Source organism: Gordonia sp. 'Campus', from assembly GCF_022206305.1.
Lineage (GTDB): Bacteria > Actinomycetota > Actinomycetes > Mycobacteriales > Mycobacteriaceae > Gordonia.
Genome location: NZ_JAKOIW010000003.1, coordinates 91811 through 109905, shown reverse-complemented (window position 1 = coordinate 109905; position 18095 = coordinate 91811). Strand labels below are relative to the sequence as shown.

Annotated in this window: 8 protein-coding genes; 4 read left to right on the top strand and 4 right to left on the bottom strand. The window is 60.6% G+C overall.

Annotation, left to right across the window (positions count from 1 at the left end; genetic code table 11):
• Nucleotides 1–288 precede the first annotated feature (288 nt).
• On the bottom strand, nucleotides 289–2085 hold the full coding sequence (locus tag MAY35_RS04195) for a DUF2075 domain-containing protein (protein WP_238419505.1): 1797 nt from the start codon (nucleotides 2083–2085) through the stop codon (nucleotides 289–291).
• A 426-nt stretch (nucleotides 2086–2511) separates the two neighbouring features.
• Here MAY35_RS04195 and MAY35_RS04190 point away from each other — a divergent pair, with 426 nt between their 5' ends.
• The 4 genes from MAY35_RS04190 to MAY35_RS04175 all read left to right on the top strand — a co-directional run bounded on the left by MAY35_RS04190 (nucleotide 2512) and on the right by MAY35_RS04175 (nucleotide 11595).
• Nucleotides 2512–5145 carry a hypothetical protein gene (locus MAY35_RS04190; RefSeq protein WP_238419504.1) on the top strand — a complete coding sequence of 878 codons (2634 nt, stop codon included), beginning with the start codon at nucleotides 2512–2514 and terminating at the stop codon, nucleotides 5143–5145.
• Nucleotides 5142–6689: an AAA family ATPase gene (locus tag MAY35_RS04185; protein WP_238419503.1), complete on the top strand. Its 1548-nt coding sequence runs from the start codon at nucleotides 5142–5144 to the stop codon at nucleotides 6687–6689. The genes MAY35_RS04190 and MAY35_RS04185 overlap by 4 nt, the downstream gene beginning before the upstream one ends.
• Nucleotides 6690–6847: 158 nt before the next feature.
• Nucleotides 6848–8989 (top strand): site-specific DNA-methyltransferase, encoded by a 2142-nt coding sequence (locus MAY35_RS04180; RefSeq protein ID WP_238419502.1) that lies wholly within the window; start codon nucleotides 6848–6850, stop codon nucleotides 8987–8989.
• Complete coding sequence (locus tag MAY35_RS04175) at nucleotides 8986–11595, top strand: DEAD/DEAH box helicase (protein WP_238419501.1); 2610 nt, start codon at nucleotides 8986–8988, stop codon at nucleotides 11593–11595. Before MAY35_RS04180 ends, MAY35_RS04175 begins: the two co-directional genes overlap by 4 nt.
• Before the next feature lie 51 nt (nucleotides 11596–11646).
• Here the strand turns inward: MAY35_RS04175 and MAY35_RS23325 are convergent, their stop codons facing one another.
• The 3 genes from MAY35_RS23325 to MAY35_RS04160 all read right to left on the bottom strand — a co-directional run bounded on the left by MAY35_RS23325 (nucleotide 11647) and on the right by MAY35_RS04160 (nucleotide 17913).
• Entirely contained in the window at nucleotides 11647–14556 is a 2910-nt protein-coding gene (locus tag MAY35_RS23325) for an ATP-dependent DNA helicase (protein ID WP_238419500.1), read from the bottom strand.
• A 247-nt stretch (nucleotides 14557–14803) separates the two neighbouring features.
• Nucleotides 14804–16111 (bottom strand): McrC family protein, encoded by a 1308-nt coding sequence (locus MAY35_RS04165; protein WP_238419499.1) that lies wholly within the window; start codon nucleotides 16109–16111, stop codon nucleotides 14804–14806.
• Nucleotides 16108–17913 (bottom strand): AAA family ATPase, encoded by a 1806-nt coding sequence (locus tag MAY35_RS04160; RefSeq protein WP_238419498.1) that lies wholly within the window; start codon nucleotides 17911–17913, stop codon nucleotides 16108–16110. Before MAY35_RS04160 ends, MAY35_RS04165 begins: the two co-directional genes overlap by 4 nt.
• Between the last annotated feature and the right edge of the window lie 182 nt (nucleotides 17914–18095).

Genomic DNA, 18095 nt, shown 5'->3' with positions numbered 1-18095 from the left:
CCGACTCGGCTGTTTCGTCCGGCCAAAAGCATTCCGACTCGCACCTGAGCGGCGATGAGACCCGGAAGAGGTACACGTCGACCGCACTCGTCACCCACTCTTCAGGCTGGCACCGAGGGCCGCGCCGCAGACCGCTGGCACGGCCGCCGATGACGTGCCAATCGAAGCCAATCCCTCTTGTCCAGTCCTGTGGCTCTCGACGAAGTCCCCAGCGGCCATGCTGAATTCCGAATCGAAGGTTCTCCTGGACCGCCGGCGCGATACCCGAATACGTGGTCAGAATTCGAGTCAACGTCGTGATCCTTCAACCAGCGAACGCAGCATTTCCTGTGTCTCGGCGTCTGTGGAGTAGATCCGCATGCCGCGCATCCCACGGGTAAGAAGCACCTTGTAGGTGTTGCGGACGGCTCGATCGAACGCGGCTCGGTCGGCCGTCTTGACCTGTTTGTCGTAGCTCTTCTCGGGCTGCGCTACCCATCGATCCGTGCGCCAGACCAGATCTGGTCCGAAAATGACCGCACCATAGTCATACTCGAAACCCTGAGCGGTATAGACGCATCCGATCTGGTGGAAACCCGCTGGATCGGTGGCCCAGAGTTCCCGCCCGGGTGCACCCTCGTGCTTCGTGGTCTTTGGGTTATTCCAGGGCCGGCGCCAGCCGCCAATCGCGACGTCGTCCGCGAGCGGTTCTCCCTTTTCTGGCGTGCTCCACTGCCAGCAGTAGCCTGCGACCATTCGAGCGGAGTAGCCGTCGTCGAGCATCCGCCGAAGTTGACTCTCAACCACGGACGGCGTGTCATCGACGGACACGTCGAAGGCCTCGTCCCCCTCCCACCGAATAGGTCCGCCCGGTTTGAGTTCAAGCAGCCTCCGAACCCAGTAGTCGTACGCTTGGCTACCACCGCACCGGAACTGGCCATCCAGTCGAATAACCTTAGCGGTGCATCCCATTCGCTCGGCCGCTCGTTCAATCTCATCGACGCTACCTCGCTCCGACGGTTTGACGATCTGATCCTCGTCAAGCAGGAACACAGGTACGCGTGCCGCGTCGATCAACTCTTCGACCTGTGGGCGACCAGTGCGATTGATCGCGCGAGTGAACCGGTTGGTCGAGGTCTCGCGAATTCGGTGCGCTTCGTCGCAAATGAGGACTTCCAGATCGTTCGGTTCCGAATTAATGAAGTTGTTGTAGTAGGTGAAAAGCTTCTGGACTCGTGGCGCTCGAGCACCGGCGACTTTGCGGAGAGTCTTGGTGAACGCGGATGACCCCGTGGCGTGGACTACGGCCCTCCCCTGACGAGCAAGCTCGCCGAGCAAACTCAGAGCGATGACCGACTTTCCCGAGCCGGGACCGCCGACCACGATGATCACTTCTTTCGTGTTCTGTCGGGCCGCCGCCTGCACAGCGCGCATCACGAGCGAGTAAGCGATCTTCTGTTCGTCGAGAAGCACGAATTGCTCTCGGCGCTGGACCTCGTCAGCGGCCAGAGCCATAAGCTGCTTGCTCGGTCGGATCGCAGAGGAGATCAACTGGTCAGCGGCATCGGCGCCTGGCTTGTCGGCGATTCGCGAGCGAAGGAAATCGATCAACTCGTTGCGTCGCTGCCCCGTGAACATGCGGCCAGTGGGTGACTCTGGGTAGTCCCACAGCGCTCGGACGCTGTCGTCGGTCGCGTTGTGCAGGTAGGCGACGCCAGCGAGCTGCTCGGAACTACCGGCCAGCGCGGCAACAAAGTCCGCGATATGCGAACAGTAGCGACTGACCTGCTCAATAGGGTGAAGGCGTTCGCGGTCACCGTCGTAGAGGACGACGTCGTCCGTACCGTCCAGGACGCGTGCATTGGTCCACTGTTTCAGCTCGACGACGACATAGGAGGCCTCGCCGGTCTTCGGATGAACGCCGCACACGACGACGTCGGCACGCTTGCTGGTGAGCGGAAGCCGGTACTCGAGTAGTAGCTCGGCCTGTTCCAGGCCCGCATCCTCGAGGTCGCTGACCAGTACTGCAACGCTGCGCTCCCACGAGCGCACTTCGGCCTTCGACGCGTGGTAGCCGTACTCGAAGAAATGTTGCTCGGTCAACATAGGGACAAGGGCGTTGGCAGTGATCTGGGCGCGAACGCCCGACACTGAGGCTCGAAAAAGCGACACTGCGGCTCCAGGAAGACACGACGGACTTCCCGCTCGGGTTGGAGCCTTGTCACGGTGACGCGTCTGTCGGGCCGAAGCGGATTTCGGTGTTAACGATAGTGGCTAACGCCGACACAACTCGTGCGAGCACCCGGCGGTTCGAGGATCTGTCCGCTCGACGCCCAAATGGTCGCGGATGTCGTAACGATCGGTTAGCTTCCTGTCGACGTAAGTTCTGCCTGCGGGGGAACGGACAGCTTCGAAGATGAGAGATTGAAACAAATGGCGTTGCAAGTAGTCGGCGGAGGGTCGAGTGCCGTCGCGTCCTCGTCTCACGCTGCGTGTGCCCGCTTCCGCGGCACCGATCCACTGATCACAGGCTTGACCCGCCGCAATCTCGCAACCGCGGTCGGGTTTGACGACGCGTCCGGCGCGATCCCGCAGGCGCGGTGGATGCGCGCGATGACGTTCGAGCGGCTGGTGCGCAACGAGGACTTCGCCGGGCGAATCGCCACACGGACTGTCGGTGCGCTGAACCTCGACCGACCGAAGGAAGTTGTCACGGTCGACGCGCACGCCAACCCGGACACCACCGCCAAGGTGCTCATCGCAGCGCACGAACGAGCCGTCAACGAAGAGTCCGTCACCCTCGTCTATCAGCTCGCGGTCCCATTCGTCGGCTTCGAGGCCAACGACGCAACCAACGTGAAGCCGGACTTCGCGGTCGTCGGGCCATCAGTCGAAGACCCAGCCGCGTCGTGGCTGGTGATGGGCGACGCCAAGGACTATGAGCGGGTTCGCTCACAAATTGACGACGCTCGGATGCTCAAGGGGTTCCTACAGGTTGCCGTCGGCGCAGAATCCGCGCGCACCTGGTCTCGACTGCCCGAAGGTATGTCCGTCCACACCTTTGGGGTCCTTGCTGTGCCGCGCAATGCATTCCTACAACCGGAGCCGATCGTCGAGAACCTCCATGACTACGCCGAGGAGGTCAACCTCCGCATAGACGAGCGCCGACGTGAAGCGGCCCAGTCGGGTTACGCCGCTGGCCAAGACGTTAAGCCCTTCGTCGAGCACCTCGAGGCCACCTTCGACCCGGCCTCGTGTCCGACTTGCACGCTCTTCACTTACTGCCGCGACGAGTTACGTCGCTCGACCGAAGCTAACGATTTGTTGATCGAACTGGGCATAGGCCGACAGCTGCGGAGCGCAGCCGTCGGCCTCGTCGACGGAGTGACGGATGTCGGTCGCGTGCCCGCGTCGACGGCGGCGAACATCGAGGCAACGCTAAGCGGGGTCGCACAGCACTCCGGCCAGCTTCGCGTGGACCAGGCCGGCAAGCCGGGGACGATCAATGTAGTCCTCGCGAAGTCGGACGCTGCAGCGATCGGCCTCCACGGAATCGGCGTTCAACGGGTTACGACGAGCGGACGTGAGGACTGGCGGTTCACTGCCTTCACCGACCCGCAATCGTCCGACACTCGCCGTCGGGCGATGCGAATCATCGGCAAAGCGCTCAGTAGTTCAGTCGGCGACCAACGAAGGGCGGCCGGCCTCGGCCCCCTCGACTCAGTGCATCTAGTGATGCCCGACCAGGCAACCGCAGACGTGCTCGTCACGATTGCAGACAATCTAGCTGGCATCGAACTGAGCCGTTTGCGGTGGAGGCGAGACGAGCACGAGGGCCGACCCGCGCTGACCTACGACGGTGAACCGGCAACCATTCCACGCGCAATCACTGAAGCCGAACGCACGGCGATTGCGTTCCTTCTCGAGGACGACCGCTCGCGCGGGTTCTCCCTGCGCTGCCCCGTCATCGATGTTCGCGAAGTGCTCGCGCGCCACTTCGTGACTGGTGGTCCGACGGTCAACGCGGGCCGACTCGACTACCTAGTCGGTTGGGCCGAAGCAGAGGGCTCCCAGCCGATCGATCACAGGGCGTTCGCAGACGGGATAGAAGATTCCGAACACACTCCGGGCGCGCGCCTCACCAACTCGATGTCCGACGCAATCCACCAGGCCCTCGTCGGCAAGGGGCGGAAATCCGACGGGAGTGGAGCGGCAGACCCAGCGCAGTACGAGAGACTCGTACTCGAGGAATTGCAGTACAAAGCCCAAACTCTGGAGCGTGGTCTGGACGCTCTCGAGTCCATTGCGCCGTCAACCCTGCGTGCTGCATATCGCGCGATTGAGTCCGACGCTCAGGAAGTGTGGCGCCGACGTCTGACGCTGCACGCGTCAGATCTCGTCCGCTTCGGCCGTACATACCGTCCCTGGCGAAACTCGCTCGTCTCGATGCTTGAGAGCGACGGCAAGTGTGCGTCTCAGTTACTCCTACTGTGCAATCCGCAAGCGGCCCGCGACATGGCCGCGGACGCCGGCAATCGGTTCGTCGCATCTGCCACGGTCGTGTCTGCTGCGCCGCTCATTCTCGACGTCGACTCGCGGCGCATCGTCGACGGGTCGCGGATCGTGATGGTGACGCGTAACGGCATGGCCTGCGCGGAGATGACTGGCGTAATCCTTGACCCGCCCAGCGGTGGAAAGTTCAAGATCGACGGCCTGTCGATCGGCCCCCTCGCGACGGACGACCCAGACATCCCGACCAGATTGCGGTGGACCCCGCAGACGAAACCACATCTGGAAGTCGGCGACTCGCTCGTCGTCGCCGACTTCGCCTGGTTCGACAAGCTCACGGGCAACCGCAAACTTCCGGTGTGCAAGCCAAAGTCCGACACGACGTCAGCGCCCACTCCCGATTGCCGATACGACTCGTATGAGTCTGACCCGGTGGCCCATAGGTGGTGCTGTCGATCGCACGAGTTCAGCGAAGCCGAGTTCTCCGACCTGCTCGCGGAACGACGCGCGCGAGGCGAGCTGAACCCCGAGACGTGGCCGCCGGTGCGTGACGAAGACGCGTTCGAGGTAGCCGCCAGCGGTGCGTCCGAGGGAAACGCCTACGTAGCCGCGCCGGAGACAGTACCTGTCCACCAGACCATGGATGACCTCGAATGACCGCCCAGCAGATAGAAAAGTCGAGCCACTTCCAGGAACCGCTCGACGTTGCCACCAGCGCCAAGCATCACGAGGACGCAGCCGCACTCAATGAGCACGTCACCGACGAGGCCAGTGTCGAACTCGCTGCCATTCTGTCTGGCACGTCGACGAACGAACGGATCTTGTTGAAGGCCGCGGCCGGAGCGGGCAAGTCGTACGCGCTTAAACGACTGGTCGTGGAGGCAACTCAGCACGCTCCGGGTCAACGAGTCGCGATAACCGCATTCACGAACAAACAGGTTCGACCGCTCGCCGTCTCGCTCGCAGAGACCCTTGGCAAAGACGCTGTTGCGTTACTGGCGGGAAAGGATGCTTATTTCGACATCCCACAAGAGGTGCTCGACGCAGCGACCGTGGTGACGTCAACGGCTAACCTGTCATTGAATGTGCACGTCGTGATCGGGACGGTGGCACGGTTCGGCGCAATCTCAGAGCGTAAGAGACTCCTCGATCACCTCGGCTCAGCATCGGACGGAGCTTCCCCGTTCGATGTGCTGTTCGTCGACGAGGCGTGGCAAATCGCACACCACTTGTTCGACCAGATCACCAAACTCGCCCCGATCTGGGTCGGTGTGGGCGACGTGGGACAATTGCCGCCACTCGAGATCGGGCAGAACCCGTGGCGTGGCGATCCGGCCTATAACCCATACCGCGCGTGGCCGACCGAGTACGACGACGATGCCCGCACGTGGTCGCGCGAGCTCCCGACGGTGTGGCGTCCCGCGGCCGGCCACCTCGCACTGTGGCGCGCTTTCTACCCCGAATGGGAGGGCTCCCTCGACTGTGTCGCAGCCCCAGGCGACCGTTCGATCGATTTCGGACCGATGGACGACGGCGCAGCCGAGATCTGGAGGCAGGTCGGGACGGGCGTACCAACGCTACTCGAGGTAGACGGGCTACCCGATGCGGAAGCAGCTGACATCGACTTGCCTCTGATGAACTTCCTCGAGGCCCTGCTCGACGAATTCATCACCGCCGAGCCGACGCTGACGTCCGCCGTGTACGACCGGAACGTCTCGGGTAGGCCGACGGGCGGATGGGAGACGGTGGCTCTGCGCGGCCCTCATTCCGATCCTCTGATCACCATCTTGGCAACCCGTAATCAATCGGTGGACGATGCAACCGAAGTGGTTCTACGGTTGCAAGAGCGGCACAACCTGACCGACCGTGACGTCGTTGCTTCCACTGTCGATTCGTGGCAGGGCCAAACAAACGGCATCACGATCGCGGTACACCCCTTGAACGGCGCAGCCGAGCTGGACGTGTTCAACTCCGCGTTCGGCCGTCTTGCGGTCGCATGCACCCGTGCGACGCACGGGCTCCTCATGCTGGCTCGCCCCGGCCTCGACGAATTACTAGCCGAAGCTCCCGCTCGCCCAGGGACACCGTTCGGTGAGCCAGGGACGCGTCAACTCCCCCGGCAGACGCACGCGAGAATCCTCGCAACATTCGCACGCAGCGCAATCGACGTATCGGACGACGACTTAGCGCAGCCAGAGTAAACAAGCAGACGCCTAGACTGAGACCAGGGCTGCCTGGGAGTGCTCCGAACCGCCGCCCGTCCGCCAGGGCGCCCGCCGCGTACTTAGACGCAACACCGCATCCCGCTCGTTGCCCGGGCGGTAACAGTCGCCCTGACCACGTAGGAGAGAATCGAATCGTGTCACGTCTCAACGACCTCCTCCGCCAAGTCGCCAAAACCGATCCCCAACTGGCCAAGGATCTTCGACGCGAAACCGATGCGCTCGCGGATCGCCGGGCGTTCGGATTGAATTTCGAGCGGCATACTCCTGAGGCAGTCGAGCTGCCGGGTCGGCCAGTACGGAAGAACGACAAGGTTCGGATTCTCCCTGAGCGGGGCAAGATGCCGAAGAAGGAGAACGAGCGGTTATATCGGGTCACGAAGGTCTACTCGGAGGACGGTGAACGCTGGGCTGACGTCGCCGCCGTTGACGACGCCGGCAATGTGTGGTCCGTGATCGTCGACGACCTCGTCGTCGTCGCCGAGTTCCGTGATCCTATCTACCCAGGGCTTGTTTCCACCGGGAAGGTAGAACGCGGTGGCGACAAGCCGTTCCACACCGTGATCAACGCCGAGAATTACCACGCCCTTCAAACTCTGCTATTCACCCATCGCGGGAAAGTCGATTGCATCTACATCGATCCGCCCTATAACACTGGCGCGAAGGACTGGAAGTACAACAACGACTACGTCGAATCCGACGATCACTACCGCCATTCAAAATGGTTGGCAATGATGGAGCGACGACTATTTCTCGCCAAGGAGCTTCTCAACCCCAATGACTCGATTCTCATCGTCACCATCGATGAGAAGGAGTACCTTCGACTCGGCCTCCTTATTGGGCAAGTATTTCCCGAATCTTCAACTCAAATGGTGACTTCTGTTATAGCCCCATCTGGTCAACCGCGAGCGAATCAGATGTCGAGGGTAGAGGAGTATCTTTTCATTACATATATTGGAGATGCTTCGGTGGGGCGTGAAATCGTAGATGAGAACAGCGCTGGCGGAGCCACAGAGCGCCCCGTTGCTTGGGAGAACCTAATTCGTCGCGGTACGAGCGCGAGGCGCATCGATCGACCCAACCAGTTCTACCCCCTGATGATCGACACCGAAACCCGTCGAATAGTTGGTATAGGAGACGCTCTACTGCCTCCGAGTGCAGCGCGAGGCGATCTTGCTGCTCCTGAAGGTCTGAGCATGGTTTGGCCGATCCGCTCCGACGGCACTGAGGGCAGGTGGCGCATCTCTGCGGACGCCGCCCGACGGTTGCTCGAGCGAGGACTCTTGCGTCTAGGGCGGCAAAACCGTTCATCGGGTCAATGGGCTGTAAACTATGTTTTACAATCTGATGTAAGCCGAATTGAATCCGGCGAGATTCGTATTGACGGTTATTCGGAGGACGGGTCGGCGATCCTGGTCCGAACTGACGTCTCAGCCTCGCGCAGAGTTGTACCCAAGACCGTCTGGTCTAAAGATTCGCACAATGCTGGAAACTACGGAAGTTCCTTCCTTAGACAGCTTTTACCTGGGCGCTCCTTTCCATTTCCAAAGAGTTTATACGCGGTCGAGGACGCACTTGGTCTGTTCGTCGGAACGAAGCCGGAGGCAACTATCGTGGACTTCTTCGCGGGTTCGGGTACGACTTGCCATGCGGTGATGCGTCTAAATCGTCGTGACGGCGGGCGACGGCGGTCAATCTTGGTGACTAACAACGAGGTATCCGCCGACGAGCAGCGTACGTTGCGCGCACATGGGCATCGGCCAGGCGATCCAACCTGGGAATCGCTGGGAATTTATGAGTACATCACCAAACCGCGTATCGAACGAGCCGTCACAGGCAAGACGCCCGCCGGCGATTTACTCGAGGGTGACTACAAGTTCATCGACAAGTTCCCGATTTCAGACGGTCTCGAAGAGAATGTCGAGTTCTTTACCTTGACTTATGAGTCCGCAATGCGCCTCGCTAGCAACCGCGATTTTACGAAGATCGCTCCTTTGCTATGGCTTCGAGCTGGATCTCAGGGTCGACGTATCGACAGCGTCGCGTCTGGATGGGACGTTGCCGAAAAGTACGGTGTGATCGCGGACTTGGACCTTAGCGAGCCGTTCCTCAAGGCCGTTGAGTCTCAGGTGGGGCTGACTAACGCATTCATTGTCACTGACGAGGATCGTCTATTCGAAGCGTTGGTGCGGCAGCTGCCGGAACATGTAGAACCGGTTCGCCTGTACTCCTCTTACCTGCGCAACTTCGAGATTGAGGCCGGGAGGACCGCGCGTTGAAGTTTACTCTGAAGCCGTATCAGCGCACCGCACTCGAGGAAATGCTCGCGGCACTACAGGACGCCAATACAATCTGCGAACGCGAGGGGACCCCGACGTCAGTGTCGCTGGCTGCAACCACCGGCGCCGGAAAAACGGTCATAGCGGCGGCAGTAATCGAATCGTTGTTCTACGGCAACGACGACTACGACTTCGAGCCGGATGACGGCGCCGTCGTAATCTGGTTCTCGGACCAGCCAAGCCTCAATGAGCAGACACGGTTCCGTATTATGGAGGCGTCCGACAAGGTCGTGTCGACGGACCTGGTGACAATTGAGCCGCCATTCTCGCGACCGAAGCTCGAGGCCGGCAAGGTGTATTTCCTAAATACCCAGAAGCTCTCCAAGTCGTCGCTTCTGACCCGCGGTCACGAGTCCGTTGCTGAGCAAGATGTGTTTGAAGGCATGCACGCCTCCGTTCAGCCCGACATGCAGGGCTACACGATATGGCAGACGATCGCTAACACGATCGACGACTCGGAATTGACGCTATATCTGATCGTCGACGAGGCACACCGAGGTTTCGGCACAAAGGCAACCAAAGATAAGTCCACGATCGTCCAAAAGCTGATCAATGGACATGCAGGGTACCCGCCGATCCCAATTGTGTGGGGAATATCTGCCACTATTCGCGATTTCAAGGAAGCGATGGACGATGCTGATGTGTCGGGCGACCGTCGCTACCTACCGCCGGTAGAGGTCGATGGTTTCCAGGTGCAGGAGTCTGGACTCGTCAAGGATGTAGTCAAAGTTGACATTCCAGCTGAGGCGCAGGCGATCGACATGGTCTTGGTGCGTCGAGGCGCGAAGAAGCTCAAACACTCGTCCGAGCGGTGGCAGACCTACTGCGAGGCACAGGGAAGGCCCGACGTCGTCAAACCCCTGCTGGTCTTGCAAGCTCCTAACACGCCGGACCACGACAAGATCGGTGAGGCGCTCGACGTCATCTTCGACGTCATGCCCGAGCTCGGCTCGGCCTCAATCCGGCACGTCTTCGACAAACACATGATGCAAACATTTGGGGCCCACCAAGTCGATTGGATCGAGCCGCAGCTCGTCGAAGATCGCACGGACGTCCGGGTACTCATCGCAAAGGACGCAATCTCCACGGGATGGGACTGTCCACGCGCCGAGGTGTTGGTTTCATTTAGGCCTGCGAAGGACCACGATCACATCCAGCAGCTGCTAGGACGGATGGTGCGCACACCCCTCGCTCGGCGAGTTCCAGGCGACGACGAACTCAACTCGGTCGACTGCCTGTTGCCGTTCTTCGACCGAAAGACCGCCGGAGATGTAGTACGGCTGCTAACCGCCCAGATCGATGGCGTTCCCGAACCGACACGAAGAATCGTCCGCGAAGAGTGCCTTATGACGCCGAACAAGTCGGTCCCGGAAGCAGTCTGGCGTGTGTGGGACACCTTACCGTCCATGACAATTCCGCAGCGAGGCACGTCTCCTGTAAAGCGGCTCGCTACTCTCGCGTTTTCCCTATCGACCGATGGTGTAACGCCGGGTGCGCTGGCGGAGATGTCTGGCCAAATCCATGTGTTGCTCGATGAGGCGGCCGTCTCGTACAAGAGTCGAGTCGAGGCAGCAATTACTGAAGTCTTGGCAGTGCGGCTACAGGAGATCTCGGCGAAGTTCGGTGCCAAGGGCGTCGCGTACGCCGACATCGTCGAGGTGGCAGATGATCGGGCCATTCGCGCCGCGTTCGAGGACGCGTGCAAGGCGTTTGGCGCCGACATTGCGCACGGCTACGTCGACCACCTGACGACCGATGATGACAGCGACGACGCGCTCCGCGAAGCATTCGTTCGGACCGCTGCTCTCGCATGTGTGCCAGAGATTCGAGAAGCGGTCGACAAGAGATCCGACCAAATAGCTGAAGGTCTGTTTGTCGAACACGCTGATGCCATCCAGCACCTTCCAGACGATCGGCGGCAGGAATACCGCGAAATCCACGCGCTCGCCGCGACGCCCCAACGCGAACCGCTCGGTCGACCGCGAACCCGCATCGAAGACTACGTCGAGGAGAACGAGGACCGACAGCTCTTCCGAGCCGAGCTGGTGAAGTTGCACCTTATGTCCGACGAGAACGGCAATGCGCCGATCACCAAGCTGAACGAGTGGGAAGCCGAGATCGTCAAGCGCGAAATCGCGCGCGATGGTGCGCTCGGCTGGTATCGGAATCCGCCGCGCCAAACCGCCGACTCACTCGGAATTGCTTATCGCGATGAGACGACGGGAAATTGGCGATCGATGCACCCGGACTTCATCTTCTTTCACGATATCGACGGCAGGGCAAGGGCGTCGATTGTCGACCCGCATGGTCACTACCTCGATGATTCATTGGTCAAGCTTCAAGCTCTCGCGACGTTCGCCGAGAAGCATGGGTCCGCGTTTCATCGAATTGAGGCACTGAGCAAAGTCGGCAGCGTGATGAAGGTACTGAACCTCAAGGACGAGGGTGTTCGTGCCGGCATCATGGCCGGCGGTCACTCGGTCGACTGGTATTACAACAGCAAGTTCGCCACCAACTACTACGCTGAGAGTGCACTCGGGGGTTAAGTCCCAGTCAGTCTCAGAGTTACACGGCGCGGCTCGTTACTGGTGGGCGCATCACGGTTTCGCGGCGGCCGAGCAGACCTTCCGCACGTCGCACTGGCGGCACTTGCGGAGGCCCGGCCTCGGCTCAAAGTCGCGGCGGCGCAAGCTGTCCGCTGTAGCGATGATCAGTTCTTCGGCTTTGCCGATCGATTCCGCGTCTACCTGGACGTCGTATCGTTTCTCGGCACCGAGGTCCTGAATGAAAGCTGCTCCAACGTCGAGGCCTTCTCGGCGTCCAGCCTCGGTGTAGATCTGCAACTGAAGAGGGTCGACCTGCCCGCCGGTCGACGTCTTGTAATCCACGATCGCTAGGCGCCCGACCTTGCCGTCCTCGTTGTCATAGATGACGTCGGCGCGGCCTGAGATCACCGCACCATCGAGGTAAAGCTCGAACGGTCGCTCGGTCGCCCACGTGCGTAACAGGTCTGCCGAGTACTCGTTCACGTACCTCATCACGAGTCGGCGCGCCTTTGCGCGCATTTGCTTGTGGCCGGCCTTGTTCGCATAGGGAAGGAAGAACTCAGAGTTGAGCAGCTCGTCTATCTGCTGTCGTGTCGGCACCACGCCAGTCGCCTGTGTGCGCTCCGCCAGCACGCGCATCGTGTGGTGCACAGCGTTGCCGTAACCGAGCTCCTGCTGAATCGTCGGCATGAACCCGAGCTCGTTCTTGAGTAAGTAGCTGCGCGGGCATGTTTCATACAGTGCGAGTTCGCTATACGTGATCGCGAGGTCGGCATCCGACGCAGTTCCCTTGCCCGTCGCTGACGTCGGAACGCCGGCCTTGGCGTAGGCGTTTGCAACCTCGTCATAGTACGGAGAGGCGCTGCGATTCTTGCCAGCTCCTGTCAACGAGAAACTGGACAGCAGTACCGCGTCGCGAGCGCGCGTGATCGCGACGTAAAACAGGCGCCGCTCGTCGTCGTCGGTACCTTCGTACCGTTGCCGGTCGAAGCGACCGAGCAAATCGTGGGGGAAGTCTTGCGCGCGGCCGTTGCGGCTCGATGGAAACCGGGTCTTCACGAGCGATGGCAAGAACACGACCGGCCATTCGAGACCCTTAGACCCGTGCACAGTGCCTAAGGCGACCCCGTCGTCCAGGTGCCCTTCCTCGCCGGCGAAGTCGTCATAGCTTCCCACTGCATAGTTGGTGAGCAGAATCGCGAGGTTCTTGTAGAACCACAGCCCGCCGCTTCGGCCACCGACCTGCTCCCCCGCGTTGTTTGGGTCTTTGCGCGCTCGCCAGCTGACGCCCTCGTAGTCCGCGAGTACCGTCGTAAAGCGCGCGATTGTCCCGAGGCGGTTACGCGTCGTCTCGTCGGAGAGATCCCAGGCATTTGCACCGAGCAACTCCATCAGGCCATAGAAGTCACGAACGAGGCTCTCGTTGAAGTCGCTATCACAGGCTTTCCGCTTCCACGCCTCGAGGTGGACCGACAGCACTGACCGCTGATTGTCAGAGAGACCGAACGTCGTGGTGTAGCTGTCGAGCAGTCGCTCCAGTGTGATGATCTCCGGCTGGGCGTACTGTGCCGGCCGCCAGCCGATATCCCCGATCCAGGCGTACGTCTCGCCGAACACACGAGGTTCCGGCTGCGCGAACAGCCCTGATCGTCCGCCTGCCTGTACAGGGATCCCGGCCTTCTCGAGGGCGTCCATGATCGCTGGGTACGATGAACGACCTCGCACGAGTATCGCAATATCGCGGTATGCGAGTCCGCCCGAGTGGAAGTCGCGGATCTGCCGGGCGATCTCGCTCGCAGCGTCAGTCTCGTCTCCTGGGTCGCGAGCGAGCGCGACGCTCGGACCGTCCGCCGGTCGGTGCGGGAGCATTTGCTTGTTTATGCGGCCGGAAATCGTCTGCGCAAAGAGGTTCGCGACCTCGACAATGCCTGGCCGCGAGCGACGGTTGGTGAGGAGCTTGAACTGAGCCACGTCCGGATATCGGTCGACGAAGGTGACGATGTTCTGCACAGCTGAACCACGCCATTGGTAGATCGCTTGGTCATCGTCACCCACGACTACAACATCGGCGTTGCCGTTTGGCTTCGCGAGCAGTTCGACGAGCCGTTCTTGAGCTGGGTTCACGTCCTGGTACTCGTCGACGATCAAGTGCCGCAGAGGCGCACTGACTGCGGTATGGACCTCGGGGTCGGCGAGTGCCTCGACGGCCCGCGCAATCTGGGTCCCGAACGACATGAACTGGTAGCGGTCGAGAGCGGCGTAGTACGCCAGCGCGGCGTCCTTGAAGCTGCCCGCCGGGAGTGTGGCGACGTCGATCAGCTCGTTCTCGATGACGTCGATGCCCCGCTGGAACCTGTCAATGTTCTTGAATGTCCCGTCGGTTGGCGCGAGGTCCTTAATACCGATCAGACGGTTCTGTTGATACAGGAAGTTGGTGAGCTGGTTCGCGTCGAGTGGCGTGTAGGTCTCGTACCGCGGCACATAGGTCTGCAGCATGCGGAAGCAGTACGCGTGAATCGTGCCGACGAAGAGTCGCCCGAGTTGATCAGTTGCAGCAGAACCCATTCGGGCTGTCACGCGCTCCCGAATGCGGTCCTTCAGCTCCGCGGCCGCCTTTTCTGTAAACGTAAACGCGACGATCGACTCTGGGGGCTCGCCGTCAGCGAGGAGCGAAGCCACGCGCTGCGATACGACCTCCGTCTTGCCGGACCCGGCCGCCGCGATGATCTGGATGTGGCTCCCGTGGTGCGCCACCGCTTTCGCCGCATCACCTTCGAGTCTCGGTATATCCGCTGAGCTCGCTACCGGGCCGGTCGTCACCGGGCCTACGCGAGCTCCGGGTTTGACGGCAGCGGGGGGTGGCGTCACGACACGAGCAGTTTTCCGGGGTGTCGGCGCTGCAGCGAACGGCTTCGGGACGTGACGCGGCGGCTGCGAGGGAGACACCCACTTGAACTTCACGTCATCAACCTCCTCGTCGCCGCGGGCTCATCGTATCGGCTTCAGGTCCTTCGCTGAGGGTGGGAGTCTAGAAGTAAGGGCTGATCCCCCAGCGACGCCGTGCCTGATTATGAGTCTCGCAACGTTCTCGCGGCTGCCAATTCCCCACGCACAGCCGAAACGACCGGCACTCAGTGACGTGCGTACCTCATCTTGCTAGCGTTTTCATGATCCAGCCATCTCGATCTCTACGGACCCGGGTGCAGCCTCATCCCTGCGAGGAGGGACCGATGATCGCCCTCAACGCTGCCGCACACTGGGTCTCCTCTGTCGGTAGCCGCGCGAAGTGCACAGTGTTGTCCTGCGATGTCTTCCACGGTCCGAGGGCCTCTGCTCGAACGTCTAGAAGCTTCTCAGATGCTGCTGGGTACGCGAGAAGGCCAACGGGTGGTGGGACCCCTGCCTTCGAGTTTGTCGCTAGGTAGGCAGCCAGCTGGTAGAGGTCCCCTCGATCGGGATCTCGCCGGTCGTTCGTCAATCGCTTGTATTTTGCATCGATGATGGCCAAGGGGCTGCCGGCTGGGCCGACGGTTATGTCTGGGAGCAATCGACCGAGGCCGGACGTACCGTCTCGAGTCGATCGCAAGAGGTACGATTTGTCACCTCCGAGGTTGCCGTGTGCCACCGTCTCGGTCGCGAAGGCCTCCCGGGCGCAGGCGAGGACGAAGAGTTCCCACAGTTCTGCAACGTCGATGAGCATGCCTTCGATGTTGTCTCCCGCGGGGGTGTTCTGGATGCCTCCGAAATTAGCTATACGCCAGGATAGTTCAGCCGTTTGCCTGAAGGGAAGGCGAATAGGCGTGTATCGCACACGATCGAGCTCGCGTCGCTTTGGAAGACGAGGGCGATTACCAGTGCTGTAGCGCAAACGCATCACGATTTCCTCCACCCGGGACCCTCTCCAGTCGGGAGCCCACGAGTCGAGAAGACCGCCCAGCACATTGTCTGCAGCCACGATCGACCGGCTGACAGAGTTGTCTAAGGACTTTTGACGCTCCGTCCACGCGACCGACGCGACACCGCGGGCTGCGAAAGCAGCCGTGAGCCTCCCGTTGATGCGCCCCTTGACTGTTGTTCCGAAGGCGTCGACTTCGCGTCGAAACGACGGCAGGCCGTGCAGCGACGACTGAGTTACCGAGTTAACCCACAATCTTGCGATAACAGGCGCAACCAGCAAATCTGAGGACTCTTCGAGCCCTGCCGTCTGCTTGACCGCGACGACGCCCGTGACCGCCGTCATCCACCTACCGATCGTGTCGATTCCCAGTCGTGGGCTGATCTGGAGTATCCGATCGCCCCTCCGCAGTTGCCCGATGTAGCGGCCAGCACGCCAACCCGGACCGGACCGTTCGACAACCGATCCTGGATGTTCGTCAGGGTGGCGGTGAGCGAATGGCACGACGAAGGCGTCCGGTTGTGCCACCTTCGCGAGGTCGGCGAGCCACAAGTCGTCTTCTGCGGATAGAGCGGTCGTCGGTCCGTCGAGATCGAGAAACTCGATTGTCTTCAGGGTCATGGCTTTGTGAGGAACGCTTGCTCGAGGCGCTTCATCTCCTGGTCCCGATCTTCAACACTGGCCAGGTACTGTTCTAACAGCGGTTGGAGACTCAGGCTCCATAGACCTCTTAATGGAGGGCGAGGCTCATTCTTCGATGTCCACAGATAGGTGCCGGCGTTTGGCTTCTTGTTCAACGTTCCCAGCCAAAGAATTAAGAACTGGGTAATCTCCGCGAAATACGTATGACCGATCTGGAACTCGCTGCCTAAACCGCGAATTTTCGAAATCTCCGCGTTCAAGTTGCTCGCGCACTCGCAAAGTGCCGCGATCTCCTCCTCCAATGCGGCAAACGTCGTATTGGACAGGGCCTTGCTCGCGTGCTTGTGGTCCTCGTTCCAGCGGCTCTTCACTATCTCGGCGAGCGACTCTTTATCAAAACCGACTGCGCTCCAGAGGAATCTGCGCCGTAGAGCGAAGTCCAATGACTCGACTGATTGGTCAATGTCGTTCATCGTGCCAATCATGTAGAAATCGGCCGGTAACGAAATCTCGTCGATGCCGTTTTCGCCATGCGACGGGAGTCTTCGCGTCTCACCTCGCTTGTCACGTTCGAGAAGACTAAACAGTTCACCGAGCATCGCTGAGAGATCGGTCCGGTTGATCTCGTCGAGTATCAACACGATGGGCAGTGGATCACAGCCGACGGGTGGCACCTGACTTTTCAACTTTTCCAAAACGGTGAAAATCTCTCCCCTTTTCCAGGTGGTCTTACCATCCTCGAGATTTAATCCAACGACGAAATTGGAATAGTCCCATCCCGGGTGCAATTGCAGCTCGTGAATGTTTTCCTTGACAATATTGTCGACCTTTGCGGTATTGCTGAAGTATGTATGAGCTCCCCACCGCACCAGCGCTTCGTGACGTATAAGCGATTCGGCGATCTTTTTCGCCGAGTACGACTTCCCGGTGCCTGGTGGCCCGTACAGACAGAGGTTCTTTTTCCACCTCAGGGCTTCGAGCTGGCCGACATTGTCGTCGTCGCTGGGCCGCCAGACGGCCAGAAGTGGTGGTCCGTAGAACTCTACACGACCGGTAGAGCCGAGAATGCCCTTCTCCTCGAGGCTTCTGACAATCTGGCGTAGCTGTACGTCGGGGTGCGCCGTTTGGTCTGGCACGAACTCCGAGAAGGTCGACATAAGTTGGCGCCTGTGGTTTCCTGCCGCGACCGAGACGTAGTCGGTCGGAATCAGGAAATGCAACAACATGTTGCGAGCTGCTCCGACGCTACGGTCGGTTTCATCCGCGAACTCCGTGAGTCTGTCGGGATCCGCGACGATCTTCTCGAGCTCGGCCAGCCCAACCTGGTTCGCACGGTGCGCAAAATCTATCAAGTATCCGACGTGGAGATCCGGACGCTGGAGGTAGTTCTGCCCCGGTCGCCACGGGCCTCTCCTCAGCGCTTCGACTGCGTCGCTGTCTGGAAGGTCCTCGCCTAGAACGCGCTCGATCATGGAACATTTGCGCGACCAACCAACGACGCTCGTATGGGGCACCAGGTAGTACAACCAGAGCACCTCGGCAGCGACGACTCTCACATCGGCACTCGAAGAAGCGAGCTGCTTGTCGAGCTTGTCCGCGAACGAGCCGCTCCCCACCAGCGGCTGGTGATTGAAGACTTGGTCGAGCTCTGCAAGGTTGGCAGGACTCCATGCAGCACGTTCGGGGAAGAGAAGAGACCTGCCCCCGAACAGGCATCGCTCTTTCCACACACTGGTCGTGTCATAGACCGGCTGCACACTCGGGTTGCCGTAAGGATCCATAGGCCATCTCTACGTTCCCCTAGCTATGCAGTCAACAGTCCGCTTGATGTGTCGTGACGACTACCTGGCGCGTTCGAGGTCGCACCAGAAGAATCGTCCGTTCGGACGAAACTGGCCCGATCCAGCGCCCGCGCGAACTGTCTGCGCCTCCGACGCAGAGGCTGTGTGTCACAGAACTACCA